Annotated in this window: 14 protein-coding genes; 5 read left to right on the top strand and 9 right to left on the bottom strand. The window is 70.0% G+C overall.

The annotated features are described in order from the left end of the window. The first annotated feature begins 32 nt into the window (after window positions 1-32). Window positions 33-914 (top strand): CPBP family intramembrane glutamic endopeptidase, encoded by an 882-nt coding sequence (locus tag WMF44_RS30130; RefSeq protein ID WP_437293505.1) that lies wholly within the window; start codon window positions 33-35, stop codon window positions 912-914. Window positions 915-1,053: 139 nt separating this feature from the next. Continuing rightward, window positions 1,054-2,757, top strand: a complete 1,704-nt coding sequence (locus WMF44_RS30125) for an AAA family ATPase (RefSeq protein WP_437293504.1) — start codon at window positions 1,054-1,056, stop codon at window positions 2,755-2,757. 54 nt (window positions 2,758-2,811) lie between these two features. Here the strand turns inward: WMF44_RS30125 and lysA are convergent, their stop codons facing one another. From lysA to WMF44_RS30105, 4 genes are all read right to left on the bottom strand, one after another. Then, complete coding sequence (lysA, locus tag WMF44_RS30120; RefSeq protein ID WP_437293503.1) at window positions 2,812-4,119, bottom strand: diaminopimelate decarboxylase; 1,308 nt, start codon at window positions 4,117-4,119, stop codon at window positions 2,812-2,814. A 206-nt stretch (window positions 4,120-4,325) separates the two neighbouring features. Continuing rightward, window positions 4,326-5,882, bottom strand: coding sequence for a phospholipase D-like domain-containing protein (locus tag WMF44_RS30115; RefSeq protein ID WP_437293502.1), 1,557 nt, complete (start codon window positions 5,880-5,882; stop codon window positions 4,326-4,328). Between the two features lie 13 nt (window positions 5,883-5,895). Next, window positions 5,896-6,117: a hypothetical protein gene (locus tag WMF44_RS30110; RefSeq protein WP_437293501.1), complete on the bottom strand. Its 222-nt coding sequence runs from the start codon at window positions 6,115-6,117 to the stop codon at window positions 5,896-5,898. Window positions 6,118-6,381: 264 nt separating this feature from the next. Next, complete coding sequence (locus WMF44_RS30105; RefSeq protein WP_437293500.1) at window positions 6,382-6,924, bottom strand: hypothetical protein; 543 nt, start codon at window positions 6,922-6,924, stop codon at window positions 6,382-6,384. A 127-nt stretch (window positions 6,925-7,051) separates the two neighbouring features. Between WMF44_RS30105 and WMF44_RS30100 the strand changes: the two genes are divergently transcribed. Next, complete coding sequence (locus WMF44_RS30100; RefSeq protein WP_437293499.1) at window positions 7,052-7,420, top strand: hypothetical protein; 369 nt, start codon at window positions 7,052-7,054, stop codon at window positions 7,418-7,420. Window positions 7,421-7,691: 271 nt separating this feature from the next. Here the strand turns inward: WMF44_RS30100 and WMF44_RS30095 are convergent, their stop codons facing one another. The 4 genes from WMF44_RS30095 to WMF44_RS30080 form a co-directional block, all read right to left on the bottom strand. Then, entirely contained in the window at window positions 7,692-8,474 is a 783-nt protein-coding gene (locus WMF44_RS30095) for a hypothetical protein (RefSeq protein WP_437293498.1), read from the bottom strand. Between the two features lie 618 nt (window positions 8,475-9,092). Then, window positions 9,093-10,157: a glycoside hydrolase family 11 protein gene (locus WMF44_RS30090; RefSeq protein WP_437301632.1), complete on the bottom strand. Its 1,065-nt coding sequence runs from the start codon at window positions 10,155-10,157 to the stop codon at window positions 9,093-9,095. Window positions 10,158-10,686: 529 nt separating this feature from the next. Further along, a complete protein-coding gene (locus tag WMF44_RS30085) occupies window positions 10,687-10,839 on the bottom strand; it encodes a hypothetical protein (RefSeq protein WP_437293497.1) in 153 nt (50 codons plus the stop codon). Between the two features lie 309 nt (window positions 10,840-11,148). Continuing rightward, window positions 11,149-12,516 carry a sigma-54 interaction domain-containing protein gene (locus WMF44_RS30080; protein WP_437293496.1) on the bottom strand — a complete coding sequence of 456 codons (1,368 nt, stop codon included), beginning with the start codon at window positions 12,514-12,516 and terminating at the stop codon, window positions 11,149-11,151. Window positions 12,517-12,703: 187 nt separating this feature from the next. On the opposite strand from WMF44_RS30080, the gene WMF44_RS30075 reads away from it, so the two are divergent. Together WMF44_RS30075 and WMF44_RS30070 are read left to right on the top strand one after the other, a co-directional pair. Then, a complete protein-coding gene (locus WMF44_RS30075) occupies window positions 12,704-13,045 on the top strand; it encodes a 4Fe-4S dicluster domain-containing protein (protein ID WP_437293495.1) in 342 nt (113 codons plus the stop codon). Window positions 13,046-13,115: 70 nt separating this feature from the next. After that, on the top strand, window positions 13,116-13,796 hold the full coding sequence (locus WMF44_RS30070; protein ID WP_437293494.1) for a hypothetical protein: 681 nt from the start codon (window positions 13,116-13,118) through the stop codon (window positions 13,794-13,796). Here WMF44_RS30070 and WMF44_RS30065 read toward each other — a convergent pair. Beyond that, a complete protein-coding gene (locus WMF44_RS30065; RefSeq protein ID WP_437293493.1) occupies window positions 13,793-14,269 on the bottom strand; it encodes a helix-turn-helix domain-containing protein in 477 nt (158 codons plus the stop codon). The genes WMF44_RS30070 and WMF44_RS30065 overlap by 4 nt on opposite strands. Window positions 14,270-14,524: the final 255 nt, after the last annotated feature.

Raw genomic sequence — 14,524 nt, 5'->3', positions numbered from 1 at the left:
GACAACCTGAGCAAAAGCTCGACTATATCCGAGTGAAAGCTCAACTTCTGGAGCGGCTCGGCCAGGTGGGGCAGATGGAGCCGTCTGGCGCAGCGCCGGCCGGCGCTACGCCGGTCGGCGAGGCCGCCGGGCGGGTGGGGGCGCCTCGCCTTGGCTGGCCGGGGCTCTGCGCCGTCTCTGCCGCGACGCTCGCCTACACCGCGTACCCGTCTGCCGCGGCGGATCGCGCCCTCGGCCTGGCCTGCTTCGGCGTCGCGCTCGCCTCCCTGCTCGCCGTGGCGCGTGCGCCGGACCGGGCGGCGCTCCACGCGCCTCTCCTGGCGGTGCTCACGCTCGCGCCCGTCGCGGTGGGGCTCGCCGCGCCCTGGCCGCTCTCCCTGGCCGCGCCGCTCGTCGTGTTCGCGCTGCTCGCGCGCGCCGTGCCGGCGCTGCGGTCGTCGATGCCGCCGCTGCGGCGCGGGGCGTTCGGGCCCGTGGTCCTCGGCTGGATCGCGGCGGTCGTCCTCGTCTCCGCGCTCGCGCTCGTGCTCTGGGTCCGGCTGATGCGCCCCGATCTATCGCAGATGCGGGCCATGCTCCCGCCCGTCTCGCTGCCGCTGTTGCTCCTCGGCGGCCTGGGGTTCGCGCTCTTCAACGCGCTCCTCGAGGAGGCGGTCTTTCGCCTGGTGTTCCTCGGATCGCTGGACGCCGTGACGACCTCCGGCTGGACCGCGGTGCTCGTCCAGGCGGCCGCCTTCGGGCTCCTCCACCTGAGCGGCTTCCCGAGCGGGGCCGTCGGCGTCGGCCTGGCGGCCATCTACGCGGTGATGCTCGGCGTGCTGCGGCGCCGCGCGGGCGGCCTGCTCGCGCCGTATGTGGCGCACGTCGCCGCCGATCTCACCATCTTCGCGCTGCTGCTGACCTGGACGCGGTGAACCGCGGCTCCGTCGCTTCGCCGGCGGGCTCGGCGGAGGAGTAGGACGCCTGGCCGCGTGCGCAGGCCGCTCGGAGCCCTTGCCGCTGGCGGGCGGCGGAGTAGCGTCCGAGAGGGCACGCCGCCCCGCCTGAGGCACCATGAGCATCCAGGTCCCCATCGGCATCGACGACTTCCGCCGGCTCCGCGAGCTGGGGCTCGAATATGTCGACAAGTCGCACCTGATCCAGGAGCTCGTCGACAGGCCGGGCACCGAGGTCGTCCTGCTCCCGCGCCCGCGGCGCTTCGGCAAGACGCTCAACCTCTCGATGCTGCGCTGTTTCTTCGAGCGGCGCGCACAGGATCTATCCCCGCTGTTCCGTGATCTTCGGATCTGGCAGGCCGGCGAGCAGTACCGCGCGCACTTCCAGCGCTACCCGGTGCTCCACCTGACCTTCAAGGGCGTGAAGGCCGAGAGCTTCGATGCGTTCTGGGAGGGCGTGCAGGATAGGATTGCGCGCCTCTTCGACGAGCACCGTGACCTGCTCGGCAGCGGCGCGCTGAGCGAGCGGGAGGCCCGGCGGTACCGCGAAGTCCTCGACGGCACGGCCGGCAGGATCGCGTACGAGACAGCGCTGCTCGACCTGTCGAGCTACCTCCACCGCTCCCACGGCGAGCGCGTGGTCATCCTCCTCGACGAGTACGACGAGCCCCTCCACGCCGGGTATCTCCACGGCTACGCCGCGCAGGTCATCGGCTTCTTCCGCGCGTTCCTCACCGAGGGCCTCAAGGGCAATCCGCACCTGTTCAAGGCGGTGCTCACGGGCGTCCTGCGCGTGGCCCGGGAGAGCATCTTCTCAGGTCTCAACAACGTGGCTGTCTACTCGCTGCTCGCGCCGGAGTTCGACACCTGCTTCGGGTTCACCGAGCCGGAGGTCGAGTCGCTCCTCGCGAGGTTCGGCCGGCCCGAGCGGCTCCCGTCTCTGCGCGCCTGGTACAACGGGTATCTCTTCGGCGACACCGTCGTCTACAACCCGTGGAGCGTCCTGAACTTCCTCTCCCGCGAGGACGGCGCGCCGCAGCCTTACTGGGTGAACACGAGCTCGAACGATCTGGTGCGCGAGCAGCTCGAGCGGCGCGCGCTCGCGCTCGAGCCGGCGTTCGCGACGCTGCTCGACGGCGGCAGCGTCGAGCGCGTGCTCGACGAGAGCGTGCCGCTCGGGGAGCTCGACCGGAGCGATGAGGTGCTGTGGAGCCTCCTCGTCTTCACGGGGTATCTCAGGGCCGAGAAGCGCTCGCGCGGACCGATGGAGCAACCTTCGCACCTGCTCTCGATCCCGAACCGCGAGGTCCGGGGCGTGTACACGACGACGTTCCGGCGATGGCTCGGCGCGCGCCTCGAGCGGCAGAGCGGTGGGCTCGTTCGGCTCCTCGATGCCCTCCTCGCGGGCGATGCGGCGCGCTTCGAGGCGCAGCTCCAAGCGTTCGCGACCGACGTGCTGTCGTACCACGACACGGGCCGTCCCGATCCAGAGCAGGTGATCCAGGGCTTCGTGCTGGGGCTCCTCGCTGCGCTGGAGCCGGACTACCAGGTGCGCTCGAACCGCGAGTCAGGGCGCGGGCGGCCGGACGTGATCATCCGGCCGGCGCAGCCGGAGAGGCCGGGTGTGGTGCTCGAGCTGAAGGTGGCGCGAGCGGGCAAGACGCTGGAACAGGCGCTCGACGAGGGGATCGAGCAGATCCGGCGGAACGACTACACGGCGGAGCTGCGGGCGGCGGGGGCGTCGCCGGTCCTCGCGCTGGCGGTCGCGTTCGATGGGAAGGTGGTGCGGGCGGCGAGCGTCCCTTTCGCGGTCTCGCCGTGAAGCTCAGGTGCGCTGGAGCAGGGCGCACCCTCGTGCGCCCCGGCGATGTTCAGCTCACCCGCAGCCGCTCGCGCCTGGCGGCTCTCCCGCCGCCGCGCGCAGGCGCTCCTTGATGTCGTCGGACAGGCACATCCGCGAGACCATGTCCTCGAACGTGTCGCGCCGCCGGATCAGCCGGCTCTTCCCGCCGTCGATGAGCACCTCGGCCGGCCGCAGCCGGCCGTTGTAGTCGTAGCTCATCACGTGGCCATACGCGCCCGCGTCCATCAGGACGACAACGTCCCCCTCGGCGACGTCCGCGGGGAACTCGCGCTCCGGGATCCACATGTCCGTGTTCTCACAGACCTGGCCCGTCATCGCCATCGGGGCCGTCTGGCCGCGGCGGCCGTTGATCCGGACCTCGTGGTAAGCGCCGTACATCACCGGGCGCGCCATCGTGTTCATCGAGATGTCCGTGCCGATGATCGTCTTGTATCCCTGCTTGATCGAGATCACCCGCCCGAGCACGTAGCCCGCGTCCCCGACGAAGTAGCGCCCCGGCTCCATGACGAGGCGCGGCTCCTTCAGGCCGTGCTCCGCGCACTTCTTCCGGACCATCGCGGCGATCCCGCGGGCGACGGCCTCCACGTCGAGCGGCGGCTGCTCCCGCCGGTAGGGGATGCCGAGCCCGCCGCCGATGTCCACGAAGGCGAGGTCGAAGCCGAGCTTCCGGGCCACCGGGCCGATCAGGTCGAGCAGCTTGCCCGTGACGTGCGCGAAGTTCTCCGGCTTGTGCGCCTGCGAGTGAGGCATCATGTGCACCCCGAGCCGCTCGACCCCGTTCTCGAGCGCGGTGCGATAGGCCTCCTCCACGTGGCGCGGGTGGATCCCGAACTTCGCGGACGGGCCCGCGAACGGCTTCAGATCCGGGGTCGCGATGTCCTCGCCGCTCGGGTTGATCCGGAACGACATGCAGCGCGGCTTCCCGAGCGAGAACAGGCGCTTCAGGATGCCGTGATCATCCACGTTGAAGTTCACCCCGGCGCGCAGCCCCGCGGCCAGGTCCTCGTCCGAGAGGCTGTTGCCCGTGTAGATGATCCGCTCGCCCGACAGCCCGAGCGCCTGCGCCAGGCGGATCTCGTTCGGGCTCGCGGCGTCCACGCCCGAGCCCTCGTCGACCAGGAGCTTCGCTATCTCCAGGTTGTTGCACGCCTTGATGGCATAGAAGACGGACACCTCCGGGTAGTTGCCGCGCAGCGCCCGCGTGAGGCGACGGAAGTTCTCCCGGATGCGCTCGGCATCGTAGGCATAGAGCGGTGTTCCGTAGTGCTCCGCGAGGTCGCGGACCGAAATGCCCCCGATCTTGATCTCTGCCTCTTGCATACTCCTCGTGGCGTCAACGCTTCAACTTTGAGAGACAACCTGAAGAAACCGTTCGCAATTCCGCGGTACAGCCTACCATGCGCCCCTCTCGGCCGGAAGGGGCGCGCCCTGCCTCGGGGTCCGGGAAGGCCGCCGGTCCCGGCGACCGCGCGCCCCACCGCGCCCGCCCCTCCCAGGCGCGCTCGCCCGGAGCGCCTCGCGCGCGGCTACTTCGTGGGGTCCCGGCTGGTGAACAGGTGCCGCCAGAGCGCGCCCAGCCCGCCCACGAAGAGCGAGCCCTGGCGCTGGTCGATGTCCTCGACCGCGGCGGGGTCGAACGGCAGCTGCTGCGGGTCGATCACCGCGAGCAGGGCGCGCTCGTCCGCCGTGGGCGAGGGGTGGAGCCGGAGCCGGCACGAGCTCCCGGGCGTGCGCGGCCCGGTCGCCGGGCTCGCCAGCCCGTCGAGGCAGGCGACGAGGTCGTCCACCCGATCGAAGTCGGCGTCCCCCAGGTGCTCGCCGATGAGCGACGCGCGCGCCGCGCGGATCGAGCGGCCCAGCGCGTCGTCGGGGTCGTCGGTCTCGACCGAGGCGTTGATCTCCGTGTCGATCGACAGGCTGCGGTTCGTCATGTTGGCGGAGCCCACGGTGAGGAAGCGGTCGTCGACGATCATCACCTTCGAGTGGATGTACGTGGCGCGCTCGGCGGTCTCGTCCTCGCCGCACGCCGGCAGGGTGTAGTAGACGCCGAGGCGATGGCCTGTCTCGGCCGCCACGTCGCGCAGCCCGCCGAGCACCTTGGCCTGGGAGAGGCCGACGGCGATCTGCTCCTTCATCGTCTCGGCCTCCATGTTGAGAAGGAGCACCACGTCGAGGAGCGGCCGGCCTTCGGCGCGCATCCGCCGCGCGAGCCCCTCGGCGATGACGTGAGAGCTGAAGTACTGGGTCTCGATGTAGATGAAGCGCTCCGCGGCGTCGATGGCGTCGAGGAAGAGGTCGCGTATCTCCGTGCGGTGCGGGGCGCCGGTGGGCGCGCCGTGCGGATCGGTGCGGCTCAGCGTGACGCGCGCCGCCGCGAGCGGGATGCCGCCCTCGGGCCGGTAGTCGGGGAACGTCGGATCGGCCTCGTCGAGGTCCGGCAGCGTCATGTCCACGCCGCCCGCGCGCCGCCAGCGATCCGTGAAGATCTCGGTCAGCGCCCGCGCCACCGCGCGGCCGCGCAGGTACGCCTGCACGTCGTGAAACGGCTTGTGCGGCTCTCCTCGGCTGACGCGGAGCGGGTTCTTGTTCGCGTGGCTGCGGTCGTCCCAGCGGTGATCGCAGAGGTCGAGGCCGCCGAGGAACGAGAGCTCGCCGTCCACCACCACGAACTTCTGGTGGTGCGAGGCGCGCTCGACGTGGGTGGCGTCGAAGAGGAAGCGCAGGCGATGGTTCGTCCACTCGAAGACGAGCTGCTGGAGCCACTCGCGCTCGAGCGCGAACACGAGGTGGAAGTCCCACGCGAGGATGAAGATCTGGAGATCGGGGCTCTGCTCGCAGAGGTGGTTCAGGAACTTGAGCAGCGTGATCGGGCTCGACACCTGCTCCTCCCTCCCGCCCCGGAGCAGGGCGACGTCGCTGTCGAACTGCCAGCCGGCGAGGAGCAGGTACCGCCGCGCCCTGGACGCGACCCTGTAGAACTCGGGGTAATACTCGTCGGCGTCGACAAGCAGGCCGATGTCGTCCACCGGGGTGTCGCACCACGTGTGGCGACGCGGATCGATGATCGTCCGTGCGCTCGTCATCGCGATCGCGCGCCTACGGCTTCAGGTGCTCCTCGATGAGCCGCTTCAGGCCCGCGACGTCGGGCCGGCTCCCGCTCGCCTCGCCGATGGCGGCGAGCCGCTCCGCCTCGTCGCGCGAGAGATCGGGGCATATCCACTCCAGCAACGCTGCCCAGTCCGGCGCGCCGTCGCAGCTATAGCAGTCATCGGGGATGGGCGTATTGTCGGGGAAATTCCGGAAAACCAGGTACGGCATCACATCTACCTTCGTGCCGGGATCGCGGTCGCGTCGTCCTTGCATCGTCACCGCGGCGCGCGTCCGCCGAGCGCTCGCCACCCCGGCTATGGCGCCGGCGGCGCCAGGGAGCAAGCGTGCCCGGGGCCGCTCCGCCGGCGGGGCCGTGCCCGGAGTGGGGGCCGGCGCGTGTTCAGGGGAGAAGCTGGAGGGAGGCCACGTGGCGCGCGCGATGGCGGTCAGGCCATCGCGCTGGCATCACCCACGCGCCGGCGCTCGGCCGTGTCAGGGGGCGCAGCCGATCCGCTCCGGCGCGACCGCCACATCGTCATACCACATCGTCCGCGCCGGGCCGTGGAAGCCGAGGTAGCCGAAGCTGAACGACTTGTAGTCGAGCATCTTCCAGCCGGCCTTGTCGATGATCTTGGCGCCGTCGGCATAGACCTGGACGTCGCCCTTGGCCCCGTCGAAGTAGGCCTCCATGCAGTGCCACTGGTCCTTCGGGAGCTTCACTCCGCCGCTCCCGCACTGGGTCTGGCCGCCCGTGGACAGGACGACCTCGTCGTGGTGGTTCAGCACGATCTGGCAGTACTGCTCGGAGACCTCCATGTTGTGGCCCTCGTTCGGCTCGCCGCTGCCCGTCATGGCCTGGAAGTAGCTGTTGTGCCCGGACTGGCCGATATCGACGCTGCTGCGCACGTAGAGGCGGACCCAGAATGTCGGCCCGGGCGCCGGGACGGAGAGCATCCTCCAGTCGTAGCCGCTGACGCCGGGGTTCACGCGCAGCGCGCGCGTGCCGGCGTAGAACACCGAGGAGTCGATCGCCATGTTCTTCAGCGCATCTTGCGCCTGGTACGACGGGCGGTAGGTCGCGCCCGCGGGCAGCCCTTCGCCCTCGAAGTCGGCGCAGAACGTAGCGCTCGCCGGGCACCCGCCGGTCGGCGTCCCGCTGCCGGTGCTCGACGTTGCGCTCGTCTCGGGCGTCCCGGTGCTCGTGGTGCTGGTGCTGCTGCTGGCGTCGCCGCCGCCGCCGCTGCTGGTGCTGCTGCTGCTGGTGCTGCCGTTGCTGGTGGTGCTGCCGTTGCTGGTGCTGCCGTTGCTGGTGGTGCTGCCGTTGCTGCTGCTGGCGGCGGGATTGCCCGAGCTCACGCTCGAGGCGCCGCCGGTGCCCGCGCCGCTGCCGCCCGCGCCGCCGGTTTCCGAGGAGTCGCCTCCGCCGTCCGAGCAGCCCGCCGCCGCGGCGGACAGGGCCAGACAGGAGATCCCAACCCACGTGAAGCGTGCGATTTCGCGATGGAAAGTCATGTTGATGCCCGAAGGGTGAGCGGCCGTTCGCCGGGGCTGCGCGCTGCCGCAGCGCGGCACGTCCGCTGGTGATCTTTAAGGAACTGCTGCTGCGCCGGGGCGCGACCAGCGCCCGACGTGGCTCACAGCTCTAGCAGAATTCACCGCACGTCGGGAGGCGTTCTTCCGGGTCCAGAGAGGCCGTAAACTTCTGGCAGCGGTTCCGGCGACGTGGATGCGCGGAGCAGGGCCGCGGCGGGGGCGCGCTGCCTCGTCGAGCGCGGCGCTGCCCCGCAAGGCGCCGCGGCCCGTCACAGCATGCGGGACCTCAGGTGCACGGAGCGCACCAGATGATCGGCGTCGCCGTGCATCTGAACGACCACGGCCCCGACCGCGGCCTTGACCACGTAAGCTGTGCTGTGGACGTTGCCCATGCCACCGGGGACATTCACGTCGACGTTGCTCACCTTCCACGCTTCGATCGTCTGGCACAGCGGCTCGATCCGGTAAACCAGGGTGTCGACCCAGATGTTCATCCCGACCATGACCTGGCCCGCAGGGCAGATCACGCTGGCCGGCGATCCGCCGTTGCCGCCGGCGGTCACGGTCTGGAAGGCTGTGCCCAAGGTGCCGTCGCTGGCGAGCGGCGCGCAGATCAGGCCGATTTGATCGAGCGAGCCGCCGCTCCGGCCGTGGACGCCGACAGCCACGTTGCCGTTCCCACAGGCGATGTCGTAAGCGATGTCGCTGCCCGCGCCGCCCATGCCGCCAGCGCCGCCGATGCCGCCAGCGCCGCCGATGCCGCCAGCGCCGCCCATGCCGCCAGCGCCGCCGATGCCGCCAGCGCCGCCGGTACCGCCAGCGCCGCCGGTACCGCCAGCGCCGCCCATGCCGCCGCCGCCCGCGTCACCGCCGGCCGTACCGCCGCCGGCGCCGCCAGCGCCGCCGCCCGTCGCGCCGGCGGAGCCCGAGAAGTCGAGATCGTCGACCCCGGAGATCGCGTTGCATGCCGCGCTCCAGCACACGAGGGCGAGCGCCGCGGCCATGACCGTCGCGAGAGGCGTCGTCGTCCGGACTGCTGCGTGTTCTCTCATCGGAAGCTCCCGTGGCGGATGAGCTGGCCGGGCCGGAAGCTCGCCTGGAGGGCTGACGAGGCCGGGGGACCGAGGCGCGGGGTGGGATCAACCAGGGGGGGTCGGGTTGGCGGCATGAGGTCTGCCCTTCGGGGATCGAGGTCTCGGTGCGGGCGATGGTCTGCTTTGCCGAGGTCAGGCTGACCCGGAGGGTGCGGTCGTCATGGCGGGCGGTCAACGACGAGGGCAGCCAGGACGTCCGGCGTGACCATACCTGCGAGAATGGCCGGAAGGAACCTGAACCTCGCCCCGAAGGCCTTCGCGAAAGCGTTGCCGGCGAGCGGCAGGCCTTTGCCGGGGAGGCAAGGACCGGGGCGTGCGCGGGCGATGCCCCTCTCGCCGCAGATGCATGGCGATGCCGTGGCGGAGCTGCGACGCCGCGGGGAGCGGCGGGATCAGAGCGGCGAAGGGCCGGCTCCGAGGTGGGAGAGCCGAGCGCGCCCGCGCGCTGCTCGAGCGTGCGCCGCATGTCTGTCAGATGGGTGGGGAGTCATGCCTGGGGCTGAAGAAGCCCGGGCGCGTGGCGCGCGGGATGGCCATCCCGCGCGCGTTCATCCTGCGATGCTCAAGGCCGAGCGCTCACTTCATCGACACGTTCACGCTGGCGCTCCCGCTGCTCTGATAGCCCTCCACGACCATCGAGACCTCGTACAGGTTCCCGAGCTTCATCCCCAGGCGATCCCAGGCGTTGAAGTGGTTGGCGACGCTGATGGTCCCGCTCGTGCGCTTCTGCTGCCGGACGCTCCAGAACTGATAGAAGGTCTTGGTGCCTTCGATGGACGGCTGGTTGACCCGCTCGGTCCGATAGATGTCATAGGTGCCTCCGTCGCTGGTGACGGTGCCCATGAACCCCTGGCCGCCCGGCGGACGCCAGGTGCCCCAGCTGTCGATGATGTAATACTCGATGAGCGGGCCCTTCGTCCACCCGTAGACGCCCAGGTACGAGTTGCCGTTCGGCCGGTAGTCGGCCGAGTAGGTCACGACCTGGTTCTTCGACCCGGGCCTCAGGCCTTTACGGCCCAGCAGGTTGTTGATGTTGTTCCACTCGACGTTGAAGCCATTCGCCGTGTTGGTCTGGCATCCGTTCCCGTTGTCCTTCCAGTACTCGAAGGTGTAGCCGCAGTGGGTGCCCGTCTGATTGGCGCAGACCTGCTGGTTGGGCGACGTGCACGTGCTGCCGCCGCCGCCGGAGCCGCCCGACCCGCCGGAGCCGCCCGACCCGCCGGAGCCGCCGGCACCTCCCCCGCCCGAGCTGCTGCTCGACGCGCTCGAGCTGCTGGACGAGCTGGAGCTGCTAGACGAGCTCGAGCTGCTGCTCGACGATGAGGCCGAGTTCGAGCCGGTGATCGTGCCGCCGGAGCCGGTGACCGAGGCGATCGTGGGCCGCCCGCTGCCGTTCGCGCAGAAGCCCCACTGCGTCGAGGAGCCAAGGCCGACCGCGCCGTTGAAATCCACGTTCGTGGCGCTGAACTGGCCGTTCGACTCCGTGAACTTCACGTTCCACGGGGTGGGCTTCGTCGAGCCGTTGAGCGCGACGACGACGTTCCAGCCGGTGGTCGCCTGGCTGCGGGAGTTGTTCTTCACCGTCACGTTCGCGCAGTAGCCGCTTCCCCAGTCCGAGGTGACGGCGACGCTCGCCGACATCGAGCGGTCCGCGCTGTCCAGCGCGCCCTCCTGAGCCTCGATGTCCTCGTCGACGATGTTCTCGACGCTGCACGCCAGCAGGCCGCACGCGATCGAAGCGGATAGGTAGCCAAGTAAGGGAACGATGCGCATTTAAGATTCTCCATGATCGGTCCGGCGGAGTCGCGGGCCTCTGCTCGAGATGGATGGATGAACCATCGAGACAGACGCGAGCCCTCCGAGCCCTTGGTTAAAGTTCAACATTTCCGGCCAACGTGCTCGTGATCCGGAGATCACGGATGCGCCCGCGGGCCTGCGCCGACCACATGCCTGGCAATCACGATGTTTGTCGGACAGATGCTCACATGCAAACACCCCGTGTGACGGGGCCGGGCATCAACTCGGAAAAAGCAAGAACAACTCGAACGCGTAGCTGCAAGAAGCAAGTAGCCCCGGCAGATTCACCCGGAGTAGGCCCCTGTACGATCCTGCAACCGACTGCGGCCCCCGGCCGAGAGCGGTCCGGATCGTCAAGGGACGATTGGCATCTTCACACAAACAGGAGGGCAAAGTCAAGACTCTTTTCTAAGTCGCGTTTGCTTTTGCGTTGTTTGCCTGGCTGCCCGGCTGCGCGGCTGCCGGGCAGCGCCTTGGCGTGCTGCGGTTGTCCCGTGAGCGCGAGATCCAGCCACGTTGCGCGCATGGGTCCGAAGATGGAAACCAGATTTGTTCACCCTCCTGGAAAAGCGACGATCACTCGGAAAAAATACGGCATCCGGCCGATCCGGTTCATCCGATCTCGTCTCGCGGTGAAACTCCACGAGGAACAGGGCCTGACCGTCGTGGTCGAACTGATGCAGCACCTCTGGCACGACCCTCCTGGGGCGCTCCGGATCCAGCGGCGACTCTCGACAGCCGGGCCCGTCGGTGCGAGAGCGGAGCCGCCTGGAGACCATGTGGAACACAGTCCCACACCGGGTCTTGTCGCATGCTTTGACGAGCCTCTCGGCCGTCAGCCCTTCTCTCCGTCCTTCCGGATCCCGAGCTTCCGCATCTTGCTTTGCAGCGTCGTCGGCTTCAGCCCCAGCGCCGCCGCGGCCCCGTCCTCTCCGTAGATCTTCCCGCCCGCGGCCCGCAGCGCGTCCTCGATGCATCGCTGAGCCGCCTCTCGGTACGTCATCACGCGCCCTGTCGCGCCGGGCGCCGCGGAGAGCGGCGCTGACAGGATGAGCTCGTCTCCTGTCGACATCACCATCGACCGCTCGATCACGTTCTCCAGCTCCCGCACGTTGCCCGGCCAGCCGTGCGCCCGCAGCCGCGCCATCGACTCCGCGCTCACCCGCGGCGGCGTCCGGCCGAAGCTCGCCGCCACCTTCTCCACGATGACGCGCGTGAGCGGCTCCAGGTCCTCTGGCCGGTCCCGCAGCGGGGGGACGATGATCGGGAATACCTGCAGCCGATAATAGAGGTCCTCGCGGAACCCCCCGCTCGCCACCATGTCCTCGAGCGGCCGGTGCGTCGCGGCGATCACGCGCACCGAGACGCGCACCGCGCCCTCGCCGCCGACGCGCTCGATCTCGCCCTCCTGGAGCACGCGCAGGAGCTTCGCTTGCGCCGCCCTGGGCAGCTCGCCGACCTCGTCGAGCAGCAGCGTCCCGGCGCTCGCGCGCTCGAACAGCCCGTGGTGCCGCGCCGCGGCGCCCGTGAACGCGCCGCGCTCGTGGCCGAACAGGGCGCTCTCGACGAGCCCCTCGGGCAGCGCTCCGCAGTTGACCGCGAGGAACGGCCGCTCCGCGCGGCGCGACAGCGCGTGGATGCGGCGCGCGATCACCTCCTTGCCCGTGCCCGTCTCGCCGCGCACCAGCACGGTCGTGTCCTGCCGCGCGACGAGCGGCACCATCTGCTGGAAGATCGCCCGCATCGCCGGGCCCACCGCGACCACCTCCCTCGGCAGGGCGACGCGATCGAGCTCCTCCTTGAGCGTCCGCTTCTCCCCCTGCGCGCGGCGCGCGATGGCCGCGACGCGCCCGAGGACCTGCACCTGCCGCAGCGCCACGGCGAGCAGGCGGCCAATCGCCTCGAGCAGGGCGGGCGAGACGTCGAGCGCCGCGCCGCCGCCGAGCGCCATCGTGGCGCAGCCGACGGCGCCCTCCGCGTCGCGGAGCGCGAAGACGGCGATCGCCTCGCCGCCCGCGCCGCGCCGGACCTCCGGCGCGCCCGGCGCGGCCGCGCCGCGGCGCAGATCGAGCCGCCGCAGCGGGAGATGGCGGGAGAGCGCGGCGCTCACCGCGGGGACGAGCGTCGCCTCGGTGTGCGCGCGGGCCGAGGCCTCGCCGAGGTCGGCGAGCAGGAGCAGGGCGTGATCGGCGGAGGCGGTCATCGTGCGCGGAGCGAGGCCGACGAAATGGCGTTGCGCGGCACCGTAGGGGCGTTGCCTGGACCGCACAAGGCCGGCGAAAGCCCGGGAAAAGCCGCTCGGGCCGCGGGCACGCGCCCTGCTCCCTGCCCGAGGAGGGAGAGGAGAGCGCGCGGGCGACCGCGCGCCACGGAGAAGGAAAGGAACCCTCATGGCCTACGTCATCGCCGAGCCCTGCGTCGCCACGTGTGATACCGCCTGTGTCCCTGTCTGCCCCGTGGACTGCATCCATGGCCCGCTCGCGGCGGACGAGATCTCGCGCATCCCCGAGGGAGAGCGGAAGACACGCCTCGCCGGTCTCCAGCTCTACATCGATCCCGAGTCGTGCATCGGCTGCGGCGCCTGCGAGAACGAGTGCCCGGTGGGCGCCATCTTCGATGAAGACGAGCTGCCGGCCGAGTGGCAGCGCTACCGGGAGATCAACGCCCGCTTCTTCGACGATCGCGCGAAGGAGCGCGCTCCGGAGGAAGCGGGGCAGCGCGCCGGCGGGTAGCGCGCTGCAGGTCGTGGGATCGCGTCCGCGACGCGGTAGTAGGATGGCGCGCGATCACGAGGAGGCATCCATGAAGGCCGCGGCCGCGCTGGTGAAGGACATTCGCGAAGAGCTCCGGAGCATCGACGATCAGCTGAGGGCTCACCCCTATCCGGACGCCATCGAACGGGGAGAGGTCACCGTCGAGGGATTGAGGGCCTTCCCGGGCCACCAGCACCACGTGGTGCTCAGCGACCTGCGCTCGATGGCGATGATGCTCCAGCGCTTCGGGGACACGCCCTGGCGCGATTTCTGGAGCGGCGTCCTCCAGGGCGAGCTCGTGGCGCCGGACGGGATCGCCGCCATGGGCCGGAAGCTCGGCATGACGAAGGACGACCTGGATCGGTACGAGGTCACCGCGGAGGGGTTCGCATATGCCGTCCAGATGGCCTGGGCGGCGGCCAACGCCTCGGCGGCCGAGATCGCGTGCGCCCTGCTCATCAACTTCCCAGCCTGGGGGTTCAACTGCGGCAGGATGGGGAAGGCGCTCCGCGACCGGTACGGCTTCGGCCCGGAGCACACCGCCTTCCTGGACGCGTTCGCGGCCCTGCCATCGTTCGAGGACACCGCGGTCGCCATCGTGCAGGACGGGCTCGACCGCGGCGTGGAGCCCCGGGCGATCCGCCGCACGACCCGGCTATTTCAGGCGTATGAGAAGATGTTCTGGGACGCGATGATGGCGCTGGGAGCGCAGAAGCGCGCGGCCAGCTAGCGCCGCCCTTCCTCGCGTTCACACCCGTACTTCTCGCGGATCTCCACCGCCATCCGGTGAATCACCGCGCCGGCGTCGGCGCGCACGTGCAGCTCCAGCCCCGGCATCAGCTCCACGCGCCGCCACGCCCGGCCGAGCTCCGTGGCGTCCGCGCGCTCCCCGGCGCCGGGCGCTGCGCTCTCGGGCGGCTCCGGCGGCAGCACCTCCTTCGCCAGCTCCTCGAGCGGGATCGCGGCGAGCTTCCGCTTGATCTCCGGGAGCAGCAGGTTGTGCTCGCGCAGCTTCTTGATCGCGAGCGCCCGCACGAGGTGCTCGCGGCCGTACGTCGTGCGGCGGCCGTGGAACGCGGGCTTGTCCATCAGACCCTCCGCGAACCAGTGCTTGATCGTGCCGGTGCTGACACCGGCGGCGCGCGCCAGCTCGACGGCGCTGTAGCCGCGCGGGGCGACAGGGGGCGTGGGGACCAGGGGCATCGAGACATCCTAGCCAAAGAACAAGACAAATGTCGACAGAATCTAGGCAATAGTTTCTGGTTTCTAGGTGGATAAGGGCTAAATAGAGAGTTTTTTCGGCTGAATCTGGATAAATTCGGGCTGGATCCAGAAAATTGATTCAAAAAATGAGGTCCGATCACCCTGAATCTAGAAAAACAGCTCAGAAATCGAGCAAGTCGAACCGCTCTTCGTGCCCGCTGGACGAGGAACATGGCCCGGCTCGACTTCCGGATG

The sequence above is a fragment of the Sorangium sp. So ce426 genome, from assembly GCF_051475585.1.
Lineage (GTDB): Bacteria > Myxococcota_A > Polyangia > Polyangiales > Polyangiaceae > Sorangium > Sorangium cellulosum_B.
The sequence above is the reverse complement of the archived record's forward strand: the minus strand, read 5'-3'. Positions and strand labels throughout refer to the sequence as shown.

Excerpts from the sequence above, each read along its gene's own strand:
- WMF44_RS30125 (WP_437293504.1), top strand. The coding sequence starts at position 1,054 with ATGAGCATCCAGGTCCCCATCGGCATCGACGACTTCCGCCGGCTCCGC.
- lysA (WP_437293503.1), bottom strand. The coding sequence starts at position 4,119 with ATGCAAGAGGCAGAGATCAAGATCGGGGGCATTTCGGTCCGCGACCTC.
- WMF44_RS30115 (WP_437293502.1), bottom strand. The coding sequence starts at position 5,882 with ATGACGAGCGCACGGACGATCATCGATCCGCGTCGCCACACGTGGTGC.
- WMF44_RS30110 (WP_437293501.1), bottom strand. The coding sequence starts at position 6,117 with ATGCCGTACCTGGTTTTCCGGAATTTCCCCGACAATACGCCCATCCCC.
- WMF44_RS30105 (WP_437293500.1), bottom strand. The coding sequence starts at position 6,924 with ATGGCGATCGACTCCTCGGTGTTCTACGCCGGCACGCGCGCGCTGCGC.
- WMF44_RS30095 (WP_437293498.1), bottom strand. The coding sequence starts at position 8,474 with ATGAGAGAACACGCAGCAGTCCGGACGACGACGCCTCTCGCGACGGTC.
- WMF44_RS30090 (WP_437301632.1), bottom strand. The coding sequence starts at position 10,157 with ATGTCGGCGAGCGTCGCCGTCACCTCGGACTGGGGAAGCGGCTACTGC.
- WMF44_RS30085 (WP_437293497.1), bottom strand. The coding sequence starts at position 10,839 with ATGCGCGCAACGTGGCTGGATCTCGCGCTCACGGGACAACCGCAGCAC.
- WMF44_RS30080 (WP_437293496.1), bottom strand. The coding sequence starts at position 12,516 with ATGACCGCCTCCGCCGATCACGCCCTGCTCCTGCTCGCCGACCTCGGC.
- WMF44_RS30075 (WP_437293495.1), top strand. The coding sequence starts at position 12,704 with ATGGCCTACGTCATCGCCGAGCCCTGCGTCGCCACGTGTGATACCGCC.
- WMF44_RS30070 (WP_437293494.1), top strand. The coding sequence starts at position 13,116 with ATGAAGGCCGCGGCCGCGCTGGTGAAGGACATTCGCGAAGAGCTCCGG.
- WMF44_RS30065 (WP_437293493.1), bottom strand. The coding sequence starts at position 14,269 with ATGCCCCTGGTCCCCACGCCCCCTGTCGCCCCGCGCGGCTACAGCGCC.